Below are 15,784 nucleotides of genomic sequence, written 5' to 3' on the forward strand. Positions count from 1 at the left end.
GGGTCTCCTCCCGCTGCCCCCGCTCTGGAAAACATAGAAACTGATAGATGGTCAGTGTTCCGGGTTTACGCATCTACGCGCATCACAAGAATGGCAGACGTCTTCGGCGGGTAAATGCCCATTCGCGATCTCGAAGGAGATACGATGAGCTAGCTTGGTATTTCCACCGTCTCGGAATGCACCATACCCACTCGCGAAAAGCGCGCCGGTCCACAGCCAGCATTCATCGCGAGCGCGGCGATCTACATGAGGCCAGAAGCGATCCTCTATTAGGCGAGGCTTGGGGCCGGACTTCATCTTACGAAGCCTTTATGCTGACGGTCTGGCCGCCGTTGTTCAGGGAGGCGCCGGGGACGACGCGGCCACCCTTCAGCGCGTCCAGCACCGCCTTGCGGTCGAGCTTCGGTGGGGACGGCACCCAAAACTCGGATGGAATCTCTGAGGCGTCCTCCTCGATGAGCTTTGGCGGCACGGGGCGCAGCGACACGGTGCCGGCCGGCGTCTCGATGCTCGGCCGTCCCGCGATCTCAAGCGTCTTGACCAGCAAAGAGCGCTTGTGCCCGGCGCGGTCGGTGAACCGCTTGAGGCGGGCCTCCAGGCCTTCGCGATAGTCCTTCAGGCCGGCAGCCAGGGACTCGTCCTCGGCGATGCTCGCGACGAGCTTGCCGACGAGCCGGTCGAGATCGATTTCGCCCTCCATGCTGTCTCGGATGAAGTCCTCGTCGCCGCCGGCCAAATCGGAAAGCTGGTCGCGGAGTACCTGGGCTGCTTCCAGTTCGAGGGCGGCATTGCGGACGAGGCCGAACGCACGCTTGGGCTTTGCCTTGTGGGTAGTCGCGCCTTCGTCAGCGGTGATCTGCGGCTGCGCGGCGCTCATGACCAGACGCTCGCCAGGAACAGCGCGGTCACGACGAGGGCGATGATCAGGCCAGGCCCAAAAGCCATGAGCGTCAGGTTGGTAAGGTCGCGCGGACTGCGGTTGTCGTTGCAGGGGCGGATGGGAATGCTGCGGGCGCTCATTGGTCGGACTCGGGGCTGCGAGGGTTGCGATGATCCCGCTCGTCACGCTGGAAGGCGTCGTAGAGCGAGGTGAGGACGATGCCGGTGAGGCTGCCGAGGGCGGCCACGATGAGGAGGAGCGCGACAGCCATGGCGGTGGTCTCGTCAGGCTGCGGCTGGACTGACGACCGCCGGCAGGATCGACGAGACTGACGATCCCCGGCCCTGAGCCTCGGCGGCATCGACCCGACGCATTGCGGTGAGGAGCGGGCTGGCCGGTCGGATGCCGGCGGCGATGTCGTTCTCGGCAAGCCGATCGCGGAGGGCGAGTACCAGCGAAGCGACCGAGCCGTTGGCGGCTCCGGGGGTGCGCAGGGCCTCGGCGAACATCGTCCGAACGTCCTGGACGGTGCCCTCGAAGGTGGCGCGAAGCCCCTCGATCTCACGGCCCGCGTGGTGGTCGTCGAAGTCCCTGCTCGTCGCACCCTCGAAGGCGAGCTTGCGGACGGCCTCCATCAGACGGTGGGCGGCAACGGTCAGAACGTGGACCTGAAAGGCGAGGTCGTCAGCGGTCAGGCTTGGGTCGGCACTGCGAAACGGCGCGGGCATGGCGGCCTCAATCGTCGAATGGGGAAGGATTTGCGCCGTCAGCCCCGGCGCGTGGGCGAAGGCCGCTCAAGCGGCGCGACGGCGATCCAGGCAGTCGGACGGTCCGAGCCGGTGTTCCTCGTGATCGAGGTAAGCGAGCCGGTCGGCTTCGACCCAAGCCATGGGCTGGGGAATGCCGTGCTGGGAAAAGGCGGCGTCGAGGCTCGTTGGCAACTCGATGGCGGCGGCTTCGACGTAGGCGGCTACGTCCTTGAGGATCGACGCGGTGACGTTGGAAATCCGCTCGTCACCATCCGTCAGATCGGCCGCATAGACCGCCGTCAGGACGTGGCGGTTCAACTGATCGGTGCTGAGATACTTGACCACGGCCTCAGCGGTGTCGCCAACGCGGGTCTCGGAGAGGATCTGCTCGTCTTCCGATCCACAGCGGGGGATCGTGAAGCGGATGATGTGGGTGAGAGACATTTGCTGATCCATCTGCCGGGGCCGATGGATCGAATATATTCGCATACGAATTAGAATGGCAAGAAGAAAATTCGCTCTCGCATATTATTTGAGATAGCGAGCGGCCCGGTCGAGAACGAAGCTGGCTACCACGACCCCGGTTATACGAACTTCTTCAATGTCATCGGGCTGCTTTGATCCGACTCGTACCGGCGTCTGATGCCTCGGGTCGTTCGACCTGGGCCAAAGTACGAGCTCACCTTCCGAGTCCAATCCAAGCTCTTTCAGTGTCACCTCGAAAAGCTGCCGATTGTCTCGGCGTTCGACAATGACACGGTCGCCAGGACCAGGCCGTATCCTGTTTTTGATAACTGGAACGGCAAAAACGACACTTCCATCGGGATATATATTATTCATAGAATTTCCGCGGACTAGAAAGCCCTGAATGTCCAAGTCGGGCCACTCTTTTGGAGTTGGTATTTGGACTTGAAAGTGTTGGAATGAGTCCCATTCAACGGCCTCGACCCACTCACCTGCTTGGACGCTTCCAGAAATAGTAACGGTTATACCGAAATCCGACCTTCTAAAATCGTGATCATCGTCCTCAAGCAGGTCGCCGATTTCAATTCCGCTGATTTCCGACAAATTTAGCAGCGACTGGGTATCGGGAGACTGCGTCCCACTCTCCCATTTCGATACCGTCGATTGCGTGACGCCCATCCGCTTAGCGAACGTAGCTTGGTTCTCCGCCAAGCGCTTGCGAATTTCTCGAATGGTTCTGCTGATCTCGGCCATGTGAATTCGCATACCGAAGAGCGAGCCTCCAACCAAATTCGAATGCGAATAAAATTCTTGCGCGCTAATTCGCATTCGCATATATTCGCGACATGAAGCCGCTCGCGCACATTCGTAAGAACGTCCTCGACCTGTCGCAGGCAGAGTTTGCCCGGATCGCAGGCGTCTCTCAGGGGACGGTGTCCCGCTGGGAAAAGGGGGAGTTGTCGCCAAGTCTTCCTGAGCTTTTACTCATTCGCGCCGCGGCAAAAGCCCGGTCTCCCAACTGGGATGATTGCTGGCTGTTCGACGCCCCTTCTCAGCAAGACATGAGCGCTCACGCATGAGTGCCTCTTCGAACGAAGAATTTCTGAGCGCTGCTGATCTTACGAAGATCATCTCCCGCGAGGCGCAATCCGCCCGCGAACAAAACCTCTTCGGCCCTGACACTTCGGTGCGGGAACAAAAGACGGCCCGTGCCGGAGCAACGGGCCGTGAGGATTTTGCAATGTTGGATATAGCACAGCCCCGCTTGCGGGCGAAGGAAATTACACACGGCATCGGCGACGACGCTGTTGTGACGGACCTGTCTGCTCTCCTGCTCGACAAATCGGCAAGCCTTCAGTCTGACGCCGAGGCCCGGTCTGGCTACCGGCACGTCGGCCGCATTGAGATGTCGATCACCGAGTGGTCGTCCGTTGCCGATAACCCACGCCAGCGCGACACCGAGCTTCATGCTCGCAAGGCAAAGCACCTCAAAGAATACGATCCGATCCATCGCTTCGTCAGCATGGCGGTTCTTCCCGATGGCCGGCGGATCAAGCTCGACGGCCACACACGCGTCTTCCTGTGGTCGCGCGGCGAAGCTCTCGGACCGCAGACCGTTTTCGTCGAGGTCTACTCCTGCCGCGACGCGGCTTCTGCTGAGGCTCTGTACTCGAAGTTCGACAGCCAGGCCGCCGTCGAGACCGGTGCAGATAAGGTGGCCGGCGCCGCACGCAGGCATGGTCTTGAGTTTAAGACCGGAATGCTTCGGGCCGGTCGATATGGTTCGGCCGTCAAGCGGCTTTACGCATACTCGACGAAGACCTGGAACGCCTCGTGGCAGGACCATGACTTCGTCTATGACGCGGTCGGCCACTACGCGAAGGAACTTCGACTCCTTGACCTGACGGAGCCTTCGCCGAGCCAGTTCCCCTCCGGCATCGTCATGGCTGCCCTCGCCACCATGAAGCGCCGCGGGGAAGCCGCCCTTCCGTTCTGGAAGGAATACGCTGTTGGGGGCGGTACGAAGGTTGGGTCTACGATGGACGGTGTCCAGGCGTTGATCGACGCTGTCGTCAAGGCAAAGCAGGCAGCCAGAGGGAAGGGTTCGGACGGCGGGGCCGGGCAGCAGCTTGCGTTGCTCGGCAAGGGCATCCTCACCTTCGAGGCCAAACGCGCGAGCCAGCCGTACAAGGTCGGCAAGCATGGCGGCGTTCGCTCGATGGATGAGGACGTGCTGCTCCAATACCTCCGTTACACGGCGGGGGCTTAAGCCATGAGCGACGCCCTGACAGTCCCGGCGGGCGACCGTCTTGAAGAGATTGCTGTCGAGATCGAGACGATCCAGGGCGTCGCTTTGCTCAAGATTGGCGAGCGATTGTCTGAGGCTCGCGATATCTTCAAATACGACAGAAACGAGGGGGGCTTTACGGGATGGATTGACGCCCGTCTCAAGTTCGGATCGTCGACTGCTTATAAGCTGATCGACGTGTTTACTGCTTTCGGCAACGAAAGTTTCCACAAAATGGAAACATTGCCCAAGTCGGTTCTCTACGCCCTCGCTGCCCCATCGACGCCCGAGCCCGTTCGTGAGGAAGCCATACGGCGCGTTGAGGCTGGCCAGCCGGTGGACCTTGATCTGGTTGCCGACCTTAAGCGCCAGCTTCTCGACGCCAAGCAACTCGCGAAAGACGCGAAGCGGGATGAGAAGGTCCAGAAGGACCTTGCTCGGCAGGCGCAGGAGGACCGCGCCAAGATGCTTCGCGACTACGAATGGGCGAAGTCTGAAGTCGAGACCAAGGCTCGTGAGATCGAGCGGCTGAAGCAGGATGGCGTAATTCATGTCTATCCTGCTGAGCCTAAGCCTGTTGCTGAGATAAAGGCTGCCCCGGTTTCTCCGAAACCCGGATCGTGCCTTCCGGCGATGGCGGCGATCATCGCGGACGGGTGCCGCCGCGACGTCGCTGAGCTTGTCGCGATGGCCCGCGAGGAGGGACTCTTTAGTCTGGCGGCTGAATTAGAGGCGCTCGTCTCCTCAGAAGCGAGCGCTGCCTGATGATCGCCTACGCCGCCTTGTTCGGGTCGACCTGTCGCGTCTCCGCATGCGCGCACCGCGTGCATGCCAACGAGTGCTGCTGCAGGCCCATATCGCCGAAGGTTGGATCGGCCGTCACAGCCGTTGTCCGCATCGGTGCTTGGCAGATCGGGCAGGCCGGGCCGGCGACCGCAGCCGGCTTCGCCTCTAGCGCCGCAACCCGGTCCTCCAGTTCCTTCAACCGCTTCGGGAGGCCCATCACGGCCTTCCAGCCCGGCACTTGATCGAGGACCTTCAGGATGTCCGAAACCGATACGCCAATCATTTCGCGCCCTCACGTCTTGGCCAGGGATGCCCAGGGCGTCACCGCGTGGCGCCCCGTCCTGACAACCCTAAGTGTGCATGGCGTTGTGACGGACCACAACGCCCGGCACATCGTCGTGCGTGAGGACGGGATCGAGCGATACCGCTTTCGCCTCGACGCCGAGCTTGCTGCCCACATCGCTAGCCTCCTCGTGTCGGGCGATCCTGCGGCTGCAGAACAGTTGCGGGGCGCAGCATGAGCGCCCCCGACATCAAGACCTCCTACGATCGCGAGATCGTCCGCTTGGTCGCTGAGGGATTTGGTGCGAGCCAGATTTCCCGTCAGATCGGCAGGCACTACGAGGCCGTCCTCGGGCGGCTTCGGGCCCTTCGCCTTGATGCGCAGGCTCACAAGAACACGCAGGCGCAGCGTGCGGCTCGCCGCCCTGTGGTCGCCCGCCGTGGCTACCGTTTTCGCCGTGGCGCCCTTGCTGCCGCTATTGTCGGCAGCCCGCGCTTCGACACCGCCGCGTCCGACCTCGCGCGTCGCCTCAAGCGCGAGCGGGCCGTACTGGATGCGGTCGACTTCGACCCTTCGCACCTCATCGCTTGCTTCCATGCGGCTGGCCTGACCCTCGACGACATCGAGGAGTGCGTCGGGGTCTCCCCGGCGATGGCCGCATCCGCAATCCGTCGCGCTCATCAAATCGACCTGTCGTGATGGGCGCCGTCGGTAGCCGCCCGGTCGGCATCTATGTTCAGCATTGCCGGCCGGGCGCTCATGCATGCAGCCTGACCACATTGGGCGCGCTGTCCGCCTCGCGGGCGACCACCCCGCAGGCCGCCTGGGCAGCCCCGAGCAGGTCCGGATACGCCCGGACCAACCGTGCCATCCGCGCTTCGGTGAAGGCCAGCAGCGCGTCCTTCGCTGCCGGGTCTCTCTGCAACTCCCTTTCGGTCAACCACGCCATGGCGGTGTGGATCGCCAGGAGGGTGGCCGCACCGTTCGTGTCTTCGCCTTCGGCCATTCGTCGTCCTTCCGTTTCTGACTGCCCGCGCGCCCGCCTCTGCCGCCAAGCCCGTGGCGGTCGCGCGTCTGTTTCGAGTGCTGCGTATCCCTGCAACCCCCACCGCCGTGAACCCTCGCTCCCTGCGTGTGAGATCAGTTCTCACACGGGGACGTGGAAGCAATGCTTCACCGGCGGTGCACAAAATCTACAGAGGATCGTCGCCCCATGAGCGCGGTTTCGCTCTGCAAAGGCTACGCGCGTCGGCTCGTTGACGCCGAGGTCAGGAAGACCGGGAGGCCGGTGAAGGACTGCATCGGCGCCGTCGCGCGCCGGCTGCGCGAGCCCCATGGTTCAATCCTGGCGCTGCTCTATCGTGAACCGAAGGACGTGCGCTCGCGCCTCGCCGCGGTGCTTGCTGAGGAAGTCGAGCGCACCGTCCGCGCTGAAATCGCGGGGCTGGAAAATGAGCTTTTGGCAGTCCGTCACGGCGTTGTTCGTCGCGATGCGAGAGAGATGGCGGAGATCGAGGCGGGCATCCAGGGACTGAAGGCCCGCCTGCGTCCGTCCGCCCAACGCGGAGGCGCAGCATGACCGAGCACGACCCCATCGACCACGGCCACTACGGCGACGTGATCCGCCACCTGCGCCTCGGCGAGACCCGCACCCCGACCCACGTTATCGTCCGTCCGGTCGAGGCCTATCGCATCGTCGCCACCGACATGCTCGCCGATGGCCTCATCACCGTCATCCAGGACGGCGAGGTCGTCACGGCCGACGTGCCGCGCGGATTCTTCTGGGTCTCCACGCCGATCCCCGGTGACTACCTGACGGTCGATCCAGATGGGACGGTCGGCCATCGCGCCAAGGCGCTGTTCGAGGCCGAGGCCCAGCCCACCGGCAGTCGCGGCGCGCAACTCAATCCCGGCCAGCAGATCTCCAGCGTCCACGACGTCCGACCTTCCGGCACCGCCCTCGTCGTCAACGCCGATGGCGACACGAAGGTGATCCTGGTCCCGGCTGCCGGCCTGCCGATGGTCCCGCGCTTTCAAATGGCCGACGCCGTCTGAGCTTCACCGCCGGCGGGCGGACCCCGTCGCTCATTCAATCACGGAGATCATCCCCATGACTCAACCCGGCCCCACCGTGTCGTTCGGAGGCGAGCAGATCGAGGTCGGCAGCCTTGAGATCGGCGAAGCCTATCGCGCACCGCTCGACGAAATCCTGATGATGACCACGGGCATCGTGGTTGCCTACCTCGGGAGCAATCACGTCACGATCTCGGATCTGCCGACCCTGATCCGGACCGTCTACCGCGGCCTGAGCAGCGTCGCGGATATCCCCGCGCATCCGGCAGAAGCCGCACCCCTCGCACCGGCCGTGCCGATCAAGAAGTCGATCACGCCCGACTATCTCGTCTGCCTGGAAGACGGGAAGCGATTCAAGTCGCTGAAGCGCCACCTGCGCGCGCAGTACGACATGAGCCCCGATCAGTATCGCGCCAAGTGGAACCTGCCGGAAGACTACCCGATGGTCGCCCCGAACTACTCGGTCGCACGCTCCAAAATCGCGAAGACCTTGGGCCTCGGCCAGCCGCGCCGGAAGTCGCCCGCCGAACCCATGCAGGCCGCCGCCTGACTCACCCCTGAAACACGAAACGCCCGGGCCTCATCCGCAAAGCGAGGCACCGGGCGTCAGGTCAACCCTTGGAAAGCTGACAGGACTCATCATGACCACACACTCCGCCGCCGCACAAGCACCTGCCGTCGACGCCTCGTCGGTCGCCGCTGACCAGCTCAAGAGTATCGTGGAGCGCATCGAAACTCTGGAGAGCGAGAAAGCCGGCATCACGGAGGACATCAAGGGCGTCTACGCCGAGGCGAAGGGTTCTGGATACGACGGAAAAGCCATTCGTCAGATCGTTCGCTTGCGGAAGCAAGACCATGCGGAGCGCCAAGAGGCTGACGCCATCTTAGATCTCTACATGAACGCGCTGGGCATGGTCTGAGCGCCATGGAGACCGCACCCCCCTCATCACAGCGCCGTAGCGCGCGACAGACGGCGATCTATCGTCGCCCCGACCAGCGCCCTTGCTACACGCAGCGGCCTATCGTCGGCTCGGTCACGGTCGAGTTCCCGATACCGCCGAGCGCGAACAAGCTCTACGCGAACCGGGGCACGCAGGGTCGGATCAAGACGACGGCCTATCGGGCATGGCGCAACAGCGCCGTGCTCATGGCGAGCGTGAAGCGCCCTGGCCGCATCTCCGGCCCGTGCGATGTCGTGATCCATCTCCCGCCGTTCCAGGGCGATACCGACAACCGCATCAAGCCGTGTCTCGATGCGGCGAAGGAGCTCGGTGTCATCGCCGACGACGGCAAGGCGTACGTGCGCAACGTCAGCGCGATCCGTGAGCCAGCCGGGACCAGCGTCCGCATGGTCTTCACCATGGTCGCCATCGACGAGGCCACCCGCGCCGAGGTCGAGGTACGGGCCATAGAGCACCAGCGTCACGACTACATCGCGTCTGCGATGAACCTGACCGAAGCCCAGGTCGCCGCTGTGCTCGCGGGGGCCCGGCCATGAATGCGCATCGGACCGTTCGACCCTCCGATCTCTCAGAAGAGATCAAACTGAAGATCGCCGACCAGTGGAGGGAGGGCCACCACTCCGCAGAGATCGCGATCGTCCTCAAGCTGCGCGAGCGCGCCGTCTGCAAGGTTCTCGCCGAGCAGCAAGACGCTCGTCACGCGGTTCGTCAGCGGGAGGCGCGCAGCGCATGAGCGTCGAAACCTTCCTGAATGGCCGTGTGACCCTTCACGCTGGCGACTGCCTCGACCGCATCAAAGACATCGCCGACGCGTCGATCGACAGCGTCGTGACCGATCCTCCGTACGCGCTCGTCTCCATCACGAAGCGCTTCGGCAAACCGGGATCAGCGCCATGCGTCGTGCCAGAAGGCCGGTCAGGCGCCTACGCGCGGGCCTCTGCCGGCTTCATGGGCAAGGCCTGGGATGTGGGCGACCGCGCCTTCGCCGTCGAGTTCTGGGCCGAGGTCTATCGCGTCTTGAAACCGGGCGGGCACGTGCTTGCCTTCGGCGGTACGCGGACCGTTCACCGGCTTGTCTCTGCGATCGAGGACGCTGGGTTCGAGATCCGGGACCAAGTTGGATGGGCGTTTGGCTCAGGATTTCCGAAATCGCACGACGCCGGCAACGGCTGGGGCACCGCGCTCAAGCCGGCGTGGGAGCCGATCACAATGGCGCGGAAGCCAATCGTTGGCACGGTGCGGGAGAATATGCTGGCTCATGGGGTCGGTGCGCTCAACGTAGACGCATGTCGCATTCCGTTCGCCGATTCAGGCGACCGCGCCAAATCTGAGGGAAAGAATAGGCACGCTGATTTTGGGTCCGGAGCGCGTGAGAACGCAGTTTACGGTGCTGACAATCGCACTCGCGCAGATGCTGGAAACTGGGCGCCCACAGGGCGCTGGCCCGCCAACATTTTGCATGATGGCTCAAAGGAAGTCGTCGCTGCTTTTCCAGCGCATGCCGGGGGTGGGGACGGTCGCGGTTTTAGCAAGGGAACTCGCCCGGGTGGGTTCGGCGATGTGGGCGCAAGCTTGGGGGACGGCAAGCCCTGCGCTGCGGTCTACGCAGATGCAGGGTCTGCATCACGATTCTTCTATAGCGCCAAGGCCGATAGCGACGACCGGATCGGGTCAAAGCACCCGACCGTGAAGCCGGTCGACCTCATGCGCTACCTCGTCCGCTTGGTGACGCCGCCAGGCGGCACGGTGCTTGATCCGTTCGCCGGCACTGGCACGACAGGCGAGGCCGCCTACCGCGAGGGCTTCAGCGCGATCCTGATTGAACGCGAAGATGAGTACCGCGCCGACATCGCTCGTCGCATGGGCCTGATCCTGGCCGGACCGGACGAGCGACGGCGCGCCATCATCAAAGCGAAGGGAAGCCCGGACGACTTCACGGGAACGCTGTTCGCGACGCCGGAGGCTGCAGAATGAGACTGGTCATCATCGAGTCTCCGTATGCCGGCGATACGGCCCGGAATGTCGCTTACGCCAAAGCCGCCATGCGCGACTGCCTCGAGCGTGGAGAAGCGCCCTATGCCTCGCACCTCCTGTTCACGCAGGCCGGCATCCTCGACGACACCAACCCGGCCCAGCGTGCTCTTGGCATTGAGGCTGGTCTCGCCTGGGGCGCTAAGGCAGACGCCACGGTGGTCTATCGCGATCTCGGCGTCACCGCCGGCATGCAGGAGGGGATCAGCCGCGCCCTAAGCGAAGGCCGGAAGGTCGAGTATCGCGAGATCCGCGCGTGGGCTGGCCGTGGGTCATCTCAGTCATGAGCGAGCGAGGTGTCTTCGCCGTAGACCGTGGCATCTGGTCGGACCCTGATTTTGCCGATGAGGCGTTCAGCGAGCGCGAGGCCTTCCTCTGGCTCGTCAGCGAGGCTGCTTGGCGCCCCACCCGGGTCCGGATCGGGAGCGCGGCTGTCGAACTAGCCCGCGGTCAGTGCGCCTTTTCAACCCGCTTCATGGCGCAGAAGTGGAAGTGGTCCGAAGCGCGCGTCCGGCGTTACCTTGGTCGATTGAAGAAGTCCGAGATTATCGACGCACATGCCGACGCACATGCGACGCACATAACTATTTGCAAATACGATCGTTTTCAGCGCGTCAGCCTTCCAAGCGACGCAGGTAACGACGCGCGGCCGACGCAGTCGCGACGCACTGACGACGCACCTGCGACGCAGCCGCGACGCAAAGAAGAAGACAGGGAATCCAGGGAAGACAAGGAAGGGGTTTCTTCGAAACTCCGCGCGGAACCGCGAACGGTCCGCAAGCGTCCGGCCCGAACCGGAGTCGACCGGGATTGGCAGATCGGAGCGGATGAGCTTCGGGACGCCGAGAAAGCCGGCCTGGATGCTGGCAAGGCCGCCGCGGAGTGGCCCGGCTTCATCGACCACCACCTCAAGGTCGGTTCGCAGTTCATCGACTGGCCTGCCGCATGGCGCCAGTGGGCCCGCAACGCGGTGAAGTTTGGCCGGGACGCACAGCGCCGCGGCACTCGCCCAACATCCCGCCAGTCTTCCGCCGACCTCTGGGCCGCAGACGCCACCGATGCCAATCAAACCCGCCAGCGAGGCAGCCATGACACGCTCCCTTTCGACCATAGCGCTACCGGAGCGCCGACTTCCGGCCTTTCGGGATGGCATTCCGCCGAGCCCGCAGCGTACGGCCGCGCTGACGGCCTACCTCCACAACAATCTCGAGACGATGCCCGGCAACTTCCGCCGCTACGCCTTGTCGGCCGCCCATGAGCCGAGTGCGGAGCATCGCGCCATGCTGATGGAGCGTCGGGCCGAGATTGACGACGGGCTGGTCGGTGCTGACGACATCACCATTCGGGAGCGCGTCGGCGCCCTTCGTGCCGTGATGGCATCCGCATCGGCCGGCGCTGAGACAGTGGCGATCGCTCGACAGGCTTTCATCGCGGTGCTGCAGCGCTATCCCGCATGGGCCGTCACCGAAGCATGCACGCGCTTCCTCGACGGCCGGTCCGGCAACAAGGTCTACGCGCCGACGCCGGCCGAGATCGCGGAGGTATGCCGGACCCTGGTCGCAGAACCGCTGACCGAGCGTGCGCGCATCAACGCCATCCTCGATGCCGAGGTCTATCAGGCGCCGACAGAGGCCGATCGCGCCGAGGTCGCCCGGCGGCATCAGGCATTCGTCGAAGAGACGGCGCGCGCGGCCGCCATGCGACGCACCCAGGAGGGAGACACGCGGCCGCGTGGAGACGCTGCGGATCGGGAAGCGGCCAAGCGCGATCTCGCTCGGCGCAGGTCCGAAGTTGAGGCGGAAACCGCGGCCGCTGCTGCGGAAGCCAGAGAATCCGTCGCGCCCACGGCTCCATGACCACCGGCGGCGAGGCCAAAGCCTGCAAGCACCAAGCCTCGCCGCCTTCTCCGGACCGTTGGAGCCCCCTCCCGGTCCAGCGACCACCACGAAACTGGAGGGTTTCGAGATGACCGAAGCGACGCATAGCACTGAGGGCGGAATGGGAGCGAGAGGCGGCGTGCCGGCGCTCCTCTATCGAGGGGAGGTCATCCATACCCGCAGCGAGAAGCTGTCGCTTACGGATATGTGGCGGGCGGCCGGTTCGGATCCGGCCCGCCAGCCGGCGGAGTGGCTCCGATCAGCCGATGCCGTCCGCTTTATTGGCTTCCTAGCTGAAGCTCTCAACCTGGGAAATTCCCAGGATGAGCTTGTGCGGTCCGTTCGCGGCGGCCGGGCACCTGGAACGTGGGCGCACTGGCAGATCGGCCTCGCCTACGCAAAGTACCTAAATCCCGAGTTCCACATGTGGTGCAACACAGTGGTTCGCGATCGGATGACTGGCCACATTGAGCCCTCGACCTTCGACATGAAGGCGGTCGGCGGCATGGTGAAGGGCATCCTGGCCAAGCAGCTGGGCGAGCTCCTGCCGATGATGGTGCGAGAGCAGGTAGCGGAGCAGCAGCACTCGGTCGTTCGCGGCGTCAGCGCCGGACAGGTGCTTGCGATGGCCGGCCTCGGCGCACGCAAGGGCACGCGAGGTATGGCGTCATGGGTCTCCCACCGCCTGCGCCGGTTCCATGCGATCCGTGGCGTCGCCGTTCGGATGGGCTCGCTGGGAAGCAGTACCGCCTTCGTCTTCGATCCGCTCGTCGCGCGGGAATGGCTGGAGAGCGGCGGCAAGGCTGAGATCGAGCAGAAGGCATCAGAGCGCCGCGGCCAGGGCGCGCTTCGCCTCGTGCCGAGCCCGCAGTCATGATGGCGGCCTTCGCAGCCTCTAAGCCGCCGCGCATCCATCCCGGCTCGCCTGAGTGGCGGGCCGCGCTGTTCGGTCAGGCCATCGCCTACGCAGCGCATCTGACGGGGCCGATCTGCCCTCATGCGCTAGGCCGGCACCTCTGGGCCTTCGTCGGCCAAGCCGAAGTGGAATGCGGCGGCGAATGTCTGGATGCCGTCCTCATACTGATTCAGACCGGTCTCTTCACCGCCAACACGATGGACGAGGACACCGGGGCCATCACGTTCTGCAGTGAGACGAAGCTCACCGTGGCGCCGATGCTGACGGCTTACGTCTACGGCGGACCGGTCGAGTGCGCGGAGGACGAGGCATGAACTCGGAAATCCACATCACCGACCACGCCCTGCTTATCTGGATGCAGGAGGTTCATGGGATCGACGTCGAGGGATGGCGGGACCTGATGCTGGTAGACCTGCAGGCCGCCTTGGATGTCTTCGACGGCGATCGCACGCCGGGACAGCCCGCCTTCATTGTCTCCCAGACCGGCGAAAGCGTCATCACCTTCGTCGCCGCAGGCCAAGAGCCGAGCCGGGTCCACCGGCGCACGATCGCCATCGCCCGGGCCGTCGCCTGAGCCTCCCCACCATCCTCTCATAGCGTATCGAGGATCGACACCATGACGAACAAGCAGCGCCGCGCTCAGCGCCGCGAAAGAGCTCGCCAGAAGCAGATGAAGGCGGTCAAGCGCTCGACTGCGGTGAACATGCAGACGGTGCGTGCCGGCGAGCACACCAAGGCGCGTGAGGAGATGCCGCGCTTCGAGGTCGACCATGCACGCCGGTGGTACGTCGTGCGGACGCTGCCCCGGTGGGCGACACATGCGGCCGAACAGATCAGAGAGGCCGGCATCCCGGTCTTCGAGGCGCGTGAGGCTGTGCGCCTGGTCTCCGACATCGGCAAGGTGCGGGTCGCCCAGGTGCCCGTCCTGCGGCGCCTCCTGTTCGTAGGCGTGCTCGACTGGCGCGAGCTGAAGCATGTGGAGAGCCACCCCGGTGTGTACGATGATGCGACAGGGTATCGGCATGGCGGGGTCGTGGAGAGGCCCGGCGGTGGTGTCATGGTCATCGCCCCCACAGAGCTGCAGAACTTCGCTGACTGCGTCACGGGCTACGGTGGCGACTTCGATGCAGCGCGCTCCTTCCTCTACGTGGTGGGGCAGGCCGTCCAGGTGGTCGATGGGCCATTCGCGAGCTTCGGCGGTGTTGTGGAGGAGGTCTACCCAGAGCGAGACCGTCTGAAGGTCGAGGTGAACATCTTCGGGCGCGGAACACCTGTGGAGCTAGGGACCAAACAGGTGAAGGTGGCTTGACTTCGCGCGCGCACGCGACATTGTCTCGGGCAGGATATCCCGAGGCGGCGATAGCGCAGTGCGCAGTCTAGCCCCTCTGGCGACCCGGCCCACGTCCATGAGGCGAGGCGTCGGGATTGATGTGCCCCGAGCGAGGGATCGCTGCGGGGCTTTTTCATGCCCGAAAACGAGATAGGACGCCGGCCCTAATACCGGGGGACCCTGGGGCCCTGAAACGTATACGGGTGGTCGGTGCCCCAGTTGTTTCTAGCGCTAGGGCCCTGGAACCCGGTAACGCGGTAACAGGTAACGGCGAGCATGACGGCAGCCAGCGGGTCGAAATTCCTCAGCCAGGCCGACTTCGCGCGCCATCGCGGCGTCTCGCGTAAAGCGGTAACTGGCTGGAAACAGAAAGACTTGCTGGTCTTTTCTGACGCAGGTCTCATCGACGTCGAGGCCTCGGAATGGAACCTCGACCAACGGCCATCGAACTATCGGGGTGGCGTTACCCATCGGCCTGTCCGATCTGCCCCAGGTAACACGGCCACCGCCGAGCCAAAGGCGCCGGCCAAGCCGAAACCGGACACCCTGCAGAAGCTCGGCGCCGCGATGCCGGAGCCCGGCGCGGGGCCCTCCGGAGACCCGGACGAGGATGGGCAGTTCGACCCGAACGGCGTCGACTTGCCAATACCGCTCGCGCTTCGGCGCAAGGAAAACTACCTGGGCCTTCAGCGTAAGCAGGAGGTCGAGAAGAACGACAAGAAGTTGGTCGACCGCGAGGCGGCCGAGAAGCTGTTCTTCGACACCGCCCGCGACTTCCGCGACGCCTGGTCCTCCTGGCCGGCGCGGGTCGCCGTCACGATGGCAGACGAGCTCAAGGTCGACCCCCGCGCGCTGACGACGATCCTGAACGCGTATGTCAAACAGCACCTCTCCGAGCTTGGCGATCCACCGGCCGAGTTCGGCTGACACCGGAAGCCTGTCGGCATCCTGGCGGAAGGGCGTCACGCCGACCCCGAACCTCAACGTGGTGGAGTGGGCTGAGCGCTACCGGCGCCTGAGCAAAGAATCGTCGAACGGCGGGCGCTTCATCGTCTCCCGGGTCGAGGTTGCCCGCGGCCCGATGCTGGCCGCAACGGAGCCAGGGGTCGGCACCATCACGCTGATGGCGTGCACCCAGCTTCTGA

Annotated in this window: 28 protein-coding genes and 1 pseudogene; 20 read left to right on the forward strand and 9 right to left on the reverse strand. The window is 64.3% G+C overall.

Annotated features, from left to right (window positions below):
• Positions 1-298: 298 nt before the first annotated feature.
• The 6 genes from G3T14_RS21320 to G3T14_RS21340 form a co-directional block, all read right to left on the reverse strand.
• Positions 299-877 carry a siphovirus Gp157 family protein gene (locus tag G3T14_RS21320; RefSeq protein ID WP_163644534.1) on the reverse strand — a complete coding sequence of 193 codons (579 nt, stop codon included), beginning with the start codon at positions 875-877 and terminating at the stop codon, positions 299-301.
• On the reverse strand, positions 874-1,020 hold the full coding sequence (locus G3T14_RS21325) for a hypothetical protein (RefSeq protein ID WP_163644535.1): 147 nt from the start codon (positions 1,018-1,020) through the stop codon (positions 874-876). Before G3T14_RS21325 ends, G3T14_RS21320 begins: the two co-directional genes overlap by 4 nt.
• Complete coding sequence (locus G3T14_RS25475) at positions 1,017-1,151, reverse strand: hypothetical protein (protein WP_281409845.1); 135 nt, start codon at positions 1,149-1,151, stop codon at positions 1,017-1,019. Before G3T14_RS25475 ends, G3T14_RS21325 begins: the two co-directional genes overlap by 4 nt.
• A gap of 13 nt (positions 1,152-1,164) precedes the next feature.
• Entirely contained in the window at positions 1,165-1,608 is a 444-nt protein-coding gene (locus G3T14_RS21330; protein ID WP_163644536.1) for a hypothetical protein, read from the reverse strand.
• Between the two features lie 66 nt (positions 1,609-1,674).
• Positions 1,675-2,073, reverse strand: coding sequence for a hypothetical protein (locus G3T14_RS21335; RefSeq protein ID WP_163644537.1), 399 nt, complete (start codon positions 2,071-2,073; stop codon positions 1,675-1,677).
• Between the two features lie 84 nt (positions 2,074-2,157).
• On the reverse strand, positions 2,158-2,847 hold the full coding sequence (locus tag G3T14_RS21340) for a helix-turn-helix domain-containing protein (RefSeq protein ID WP_163644538.1): 690 nt from the start codon (positions 2,845-2,847) through the stop codon (positions 2,158-2,160).
• Positions 2,848-2,939: 92 nt separating this feature from the next.
• Between G3T14_RS21340 and G3T14_RS21345 the strand changes: the two genes are divergently transcribed.
• The 3 genes from G3T14_RS21345 to G3T14_RS21355 are packed head-to-tail and all read left to right on the forward strand — an operon-like array spanning position 2,940 to position 5,146.
• On the forward strand, positions 2,940-3,173 hold the full coding sequence (locus tag G3T14_RS21345) for a helix-turn-helix domain-containing protein (RefSeq protein ID WP_163644539.1): 234 nt from the start codon (positions 2,940-2,942) through the stop codon (positions 3,171-3,173).
• Positions 3,170-4,363 carry a hypothetical protein gene (locus tag G3T14_RS21350; RefSeq protein ID WP_163644540.1) on the forward strand — a complete coding sequence of 398 codons (1,194 nt, stop codon included), beginning with the start codon at positions 3,170-3,172 and terminating at the stop codon, positions 4,361-4,363. Before G3T14_RS21345 ends, G3T14_RS21350 begins: the two co-directional genes overlap by 4 nt.
• Before the next feature lie 3 nt (positions 4,364-4,366).
• Positions 4,367-5,146: a DUF3102 domain-containing protein gene (locus G3T14_RS21355; protein WP_163644541.1), complete on the forward strand. Its 780-nt coding sequence runs from the start codon at positions 4,367-4,369 to the stop codon at positions 5,144-5,146.
• A gap of 7 nt (positions 5,147-5,153) precedes the next feature.
• On the opposite strand, the gene G3T14_RS21360 is transcribed toward G3T14_RS21355, so the two are convergent.
• Positions 5,154-5,384 (reverse strand): hypothetical protein, encoded by a 231-nt coding sequence (locus tag G3T14_RS21360; protein ID WP_246733481.1) that lies wholly within the window; start codon positions 5,382-5,384, stop codon positions 5,154-5,156.
• 40 nt (positions 5,385-5,424) lie between these two features.
• Here G3T14_RS21360 and G3T14_RS21365 point away from each other — a divergent pair, with 40 nt between their 5' ends.
• Both G3T14_RS21365 and G3T14_RS21370 read left to right on the forward strand, forming a co-directional pair.
• The gene (locus G3T14_RS21365; RefSeq protein ID WP_163644543.1) at positions 5,425-5,688 is read left to right on the forward strand and encodes a hypothetical protein; all 264 of its coding nucleotides are present in this window, start codon (positions 5,425-5,427) and stop codon (positions 5,686-5,688) included.
• Positions 5,685-6,149 carry a hypothetical protein gene (locus G3T14_RS21370; RefSeq protein ID WP_163644544.1) on the forward strand — a complete coding sequence of 155 codons (465 nt, stop codon included), beginning with the start codon at positions 5,685-5,687 and terminating at the stop codon, positions 6,147-6,149. The genes G3T14_RS21365 and G3T14_RS21370 overlap by 4 nt, the downstream gene beginning before the upstream one ends.
• Before the next feature lie 58 nt (positions 6,150-6,207).
• Here the strand turns inward: G3T14_RS21370 and G3T14_RS21375 are convergent, their stop codons facing one another.
• The gene (locus G3T14_RS21375) at positions 6,208-6,456 is read right to left on the reverse strand and encodes a hypothetical protein (protein ID WP_163644545.1); all 249 of its coding nucleotides are present in this window, start codon (positions 6,454-6,456) and stop codon (positions 6,208-6,210) included.
• A 207-nt stretch (positions 6,457-6,663) separates the two neighbouring features.
• Between G3T14_RS21375 and G3T14_RS21380 the strand changes: the two genes are divergently transcribed.
• The 8 genes from G3T14_RS21380 (at position 6,664) to G3T14_RS21415 (ending at position 10,803) form a co-directional block, all read left to right on the forward strand.
• Positions 6,664-7,029 (forward strand): hypothetical protein, encoded by a 366-nt coding sequence (locus G3T14_RS21380; protein ID WP_163644546.1) that lies wholly within the window; start codon positions 6,664-6,666, stop codon positions 7,027-7,029.
• Entirely contained in the window at positions 7,026-7,505 is a 480-nt protein-coding gene (locus G3T14_RS21385; protein WP_163644547.1) for a hypothetical protein, read from the forward strand. Before G3T14_RS21380 ends, G3T14_RS21385 begins: the two co-directional genes overlap by 4 nt.
• Before the next feature lie 55 nt (positions 7,506-7,560).
• Positions 7,561-8,073 (forward strand): MucR family transcriptional regulator, encoded by a 513-nt coding sequence (locus G3T14_RS21390; RefSeq protein ID WP_163644548.1) that lies wholly within the window; start codon positions 7,561-7,563, stop codon positions 8,071-8,073.
• A 91-nt stretch (positions 8,074-8,164) separates the two neighbouring features.
• Positions 8,165-8,443 carry a DUF2312 domain-containing protein gene (locus G3T14_RS21395; RefSeq protein ID WP_163644549.1) on the forward strand — a complete coding sequence of 93 codons (279 nt, stop codon included), beginning with the start codon at positions 8,165-8,167 and terminating at the stop codon, positions 8,441-8,443.
• Between the two features lie 5 nt (positions 8,444-8,448).
• On the forward strand, positions 8,449-9,021 hold the full coding sequence (locus G3T14_RS21400) for a hypothetical protein (RefSeq protein ID WP_163644550.1): 573 nt from the start codon (positions 8,449-8,451) through the stop codon (positions 9,019-9,021).
• Positions 9,018-9,218: a hypothetical protein gene (locus tag G3T14_RS21405; RefSeq protein ID WP_163644551.1), complete on the forward strand. Its 201-nt coding sequence runs from the start codon at positions 9,018-9,020 to the stop codon at positions 9,216-9,218. Before G3T14_RS21400 ends, G3T14_RS21405 begins: the two co-directional genes overlap by 4 nt.
• Positions 9,215-10,459 carry a site-specific DNA-methyltransferase gene (locus G3T14_RS21410; protein WP_163644552.1) on the forward strand — a complete coding sequence of 415 codons (1,245 nt, stop codon included), beginning with the start codon at positions 9,215-9,217 and terminating at the stop codon, positions 10,457-10,459. Before G3T14_RS21405 ends, G3T14_RS21410 begins: the two co-directional genes overlap by 4 nt.
• Positions 10,456-10,803: a hypothetical protein gene (locus G3T14_RS21415; RefSeq protein ID WP_163644553.1), complete on the forward strand. Its 348-nt coding sequence runs from the start codon at positions 10,456-10,458 to the stop codon at positions 10,801-10,803. The genes G3T14_RS21410 and G3T14_RS21415 overlap by 4 nt, the downstream gene beginning before the upstream one ends.
• A gap of 176 nt (positions 10,804-10,979) precedes the next feature.
• Here the strand turns inward: G3T14_RS21415 and G3T14_RS21420 are convergent, their stop codons facing one another.
• The gene (locus G3T14_RS21420) at positions 10,980-11,606 is read right to left on the reverse strand and encodes a hypothetical protein (protein ID WP_163644554.1); all 627 of its coding nucleotides are present in this window, start codon (positions 11,604-11,606) and stop codon (positions 10,980-10,982) included.
• Here G3T14_RS21420 and G3T14_RS21425 point away from each other — a divergent pair.
• The 7 genes and pseudogenes from G3T14_RS21425 to G3T14_RS24795 all read left to right on the forward strand — a co-directional run.
• The gene (locus G3T14_RS21425; RefSeq protein ID WP_163644555.1) at positions 11,605-12,372 is read left to right on the forward strand and encodes a hypothetical protein; all 768 of its coding nucleotides are present in this window, start codon (positions 11,605-11,607) and stop codon (positions 12,370-12,372) included. The two genes, G3T14_RS21420 and G3T14_RS21425, sit on opposite strands and share 2 nt — an antisense overlap.
• A 109-nt stretch (positions 12,373-12,481) precedes the next feature.
• A complete protein-coding gene (locus G3T14_RS21430) occupies positions 12,482-13,270 on the forward strand; it encodes a KilA-N domain-containing protein (protein ID WP_163644556.1) in 789 nt (262 codons plus the stop codon).
• Complete coding sequence (locus G3T14_RS21435; protein WP_163644557.1) at positions 13,267-13,623, forward strand: hypothetical protein; 357 nt, start codon at positions 13,267-13,269, stop codon at positions 13,621-13,623. The genes G3T14_RS21430 and G3T14_RS21435 overlap by 4 nt, the downstream gene beginning before the upstream one ends.
• On the forward strand, positions 13,620-13,883 hold the full coding sequence (locus tag G3T14_RS21440; protein WP_163644558.1) for a hypothetical protein: 264 nt from the start codon (positions 13,620-13,622) through the stop codon (positions 13,881-13,883). The genes G3T14_RS21435 and G3T14_RS21440 overlap by 4 nt, the downstream gene beginning before the upstream one ends.
• Positions 13,884-13,925: 42 nt before the next feature.
• Complete coding sequence (locus G3T14_RS25190) at positions 13,926-14,618, forward strand: KOW motif-containing protein (protein ID WP_163644559.1); 693 nt, start codon at positions 13,926-13,928, stop codon at positions 14,616-14,618.
• Positions 14,619-14,915: 297 nt separating this feature from the next.
• Positions 14,916-15,566: a hypothetical protein gene (locus G3T14_RS21450; RefSeq protein WP_163644560.1), complete on the forward strand. Its 651-nt coding sequence runs from the start codon at positions 14,916-14,918 to the stop codon at positions 15,564-15,566.
• A pseudogene (locus G3T14_RS24795) lies at positions 15,514-15,784 on the forward strand (terminase); the annotation flags it as partial. The gene G3T14_RS21450 and the pseudogene G3T14_RS24795, both read left to right, overlap by 53 nt.

The sequence above is a fragment of the Methylobacterium sp. BTF04 genome, assembly GCF_010692745.1.
Taxonomy (GTDB): domain Bacteria; phylum Pseudomonadota; class Alphaproteobacteria; order Rhizobiales; family Beijerinckiaceae; genus Methylobacterium.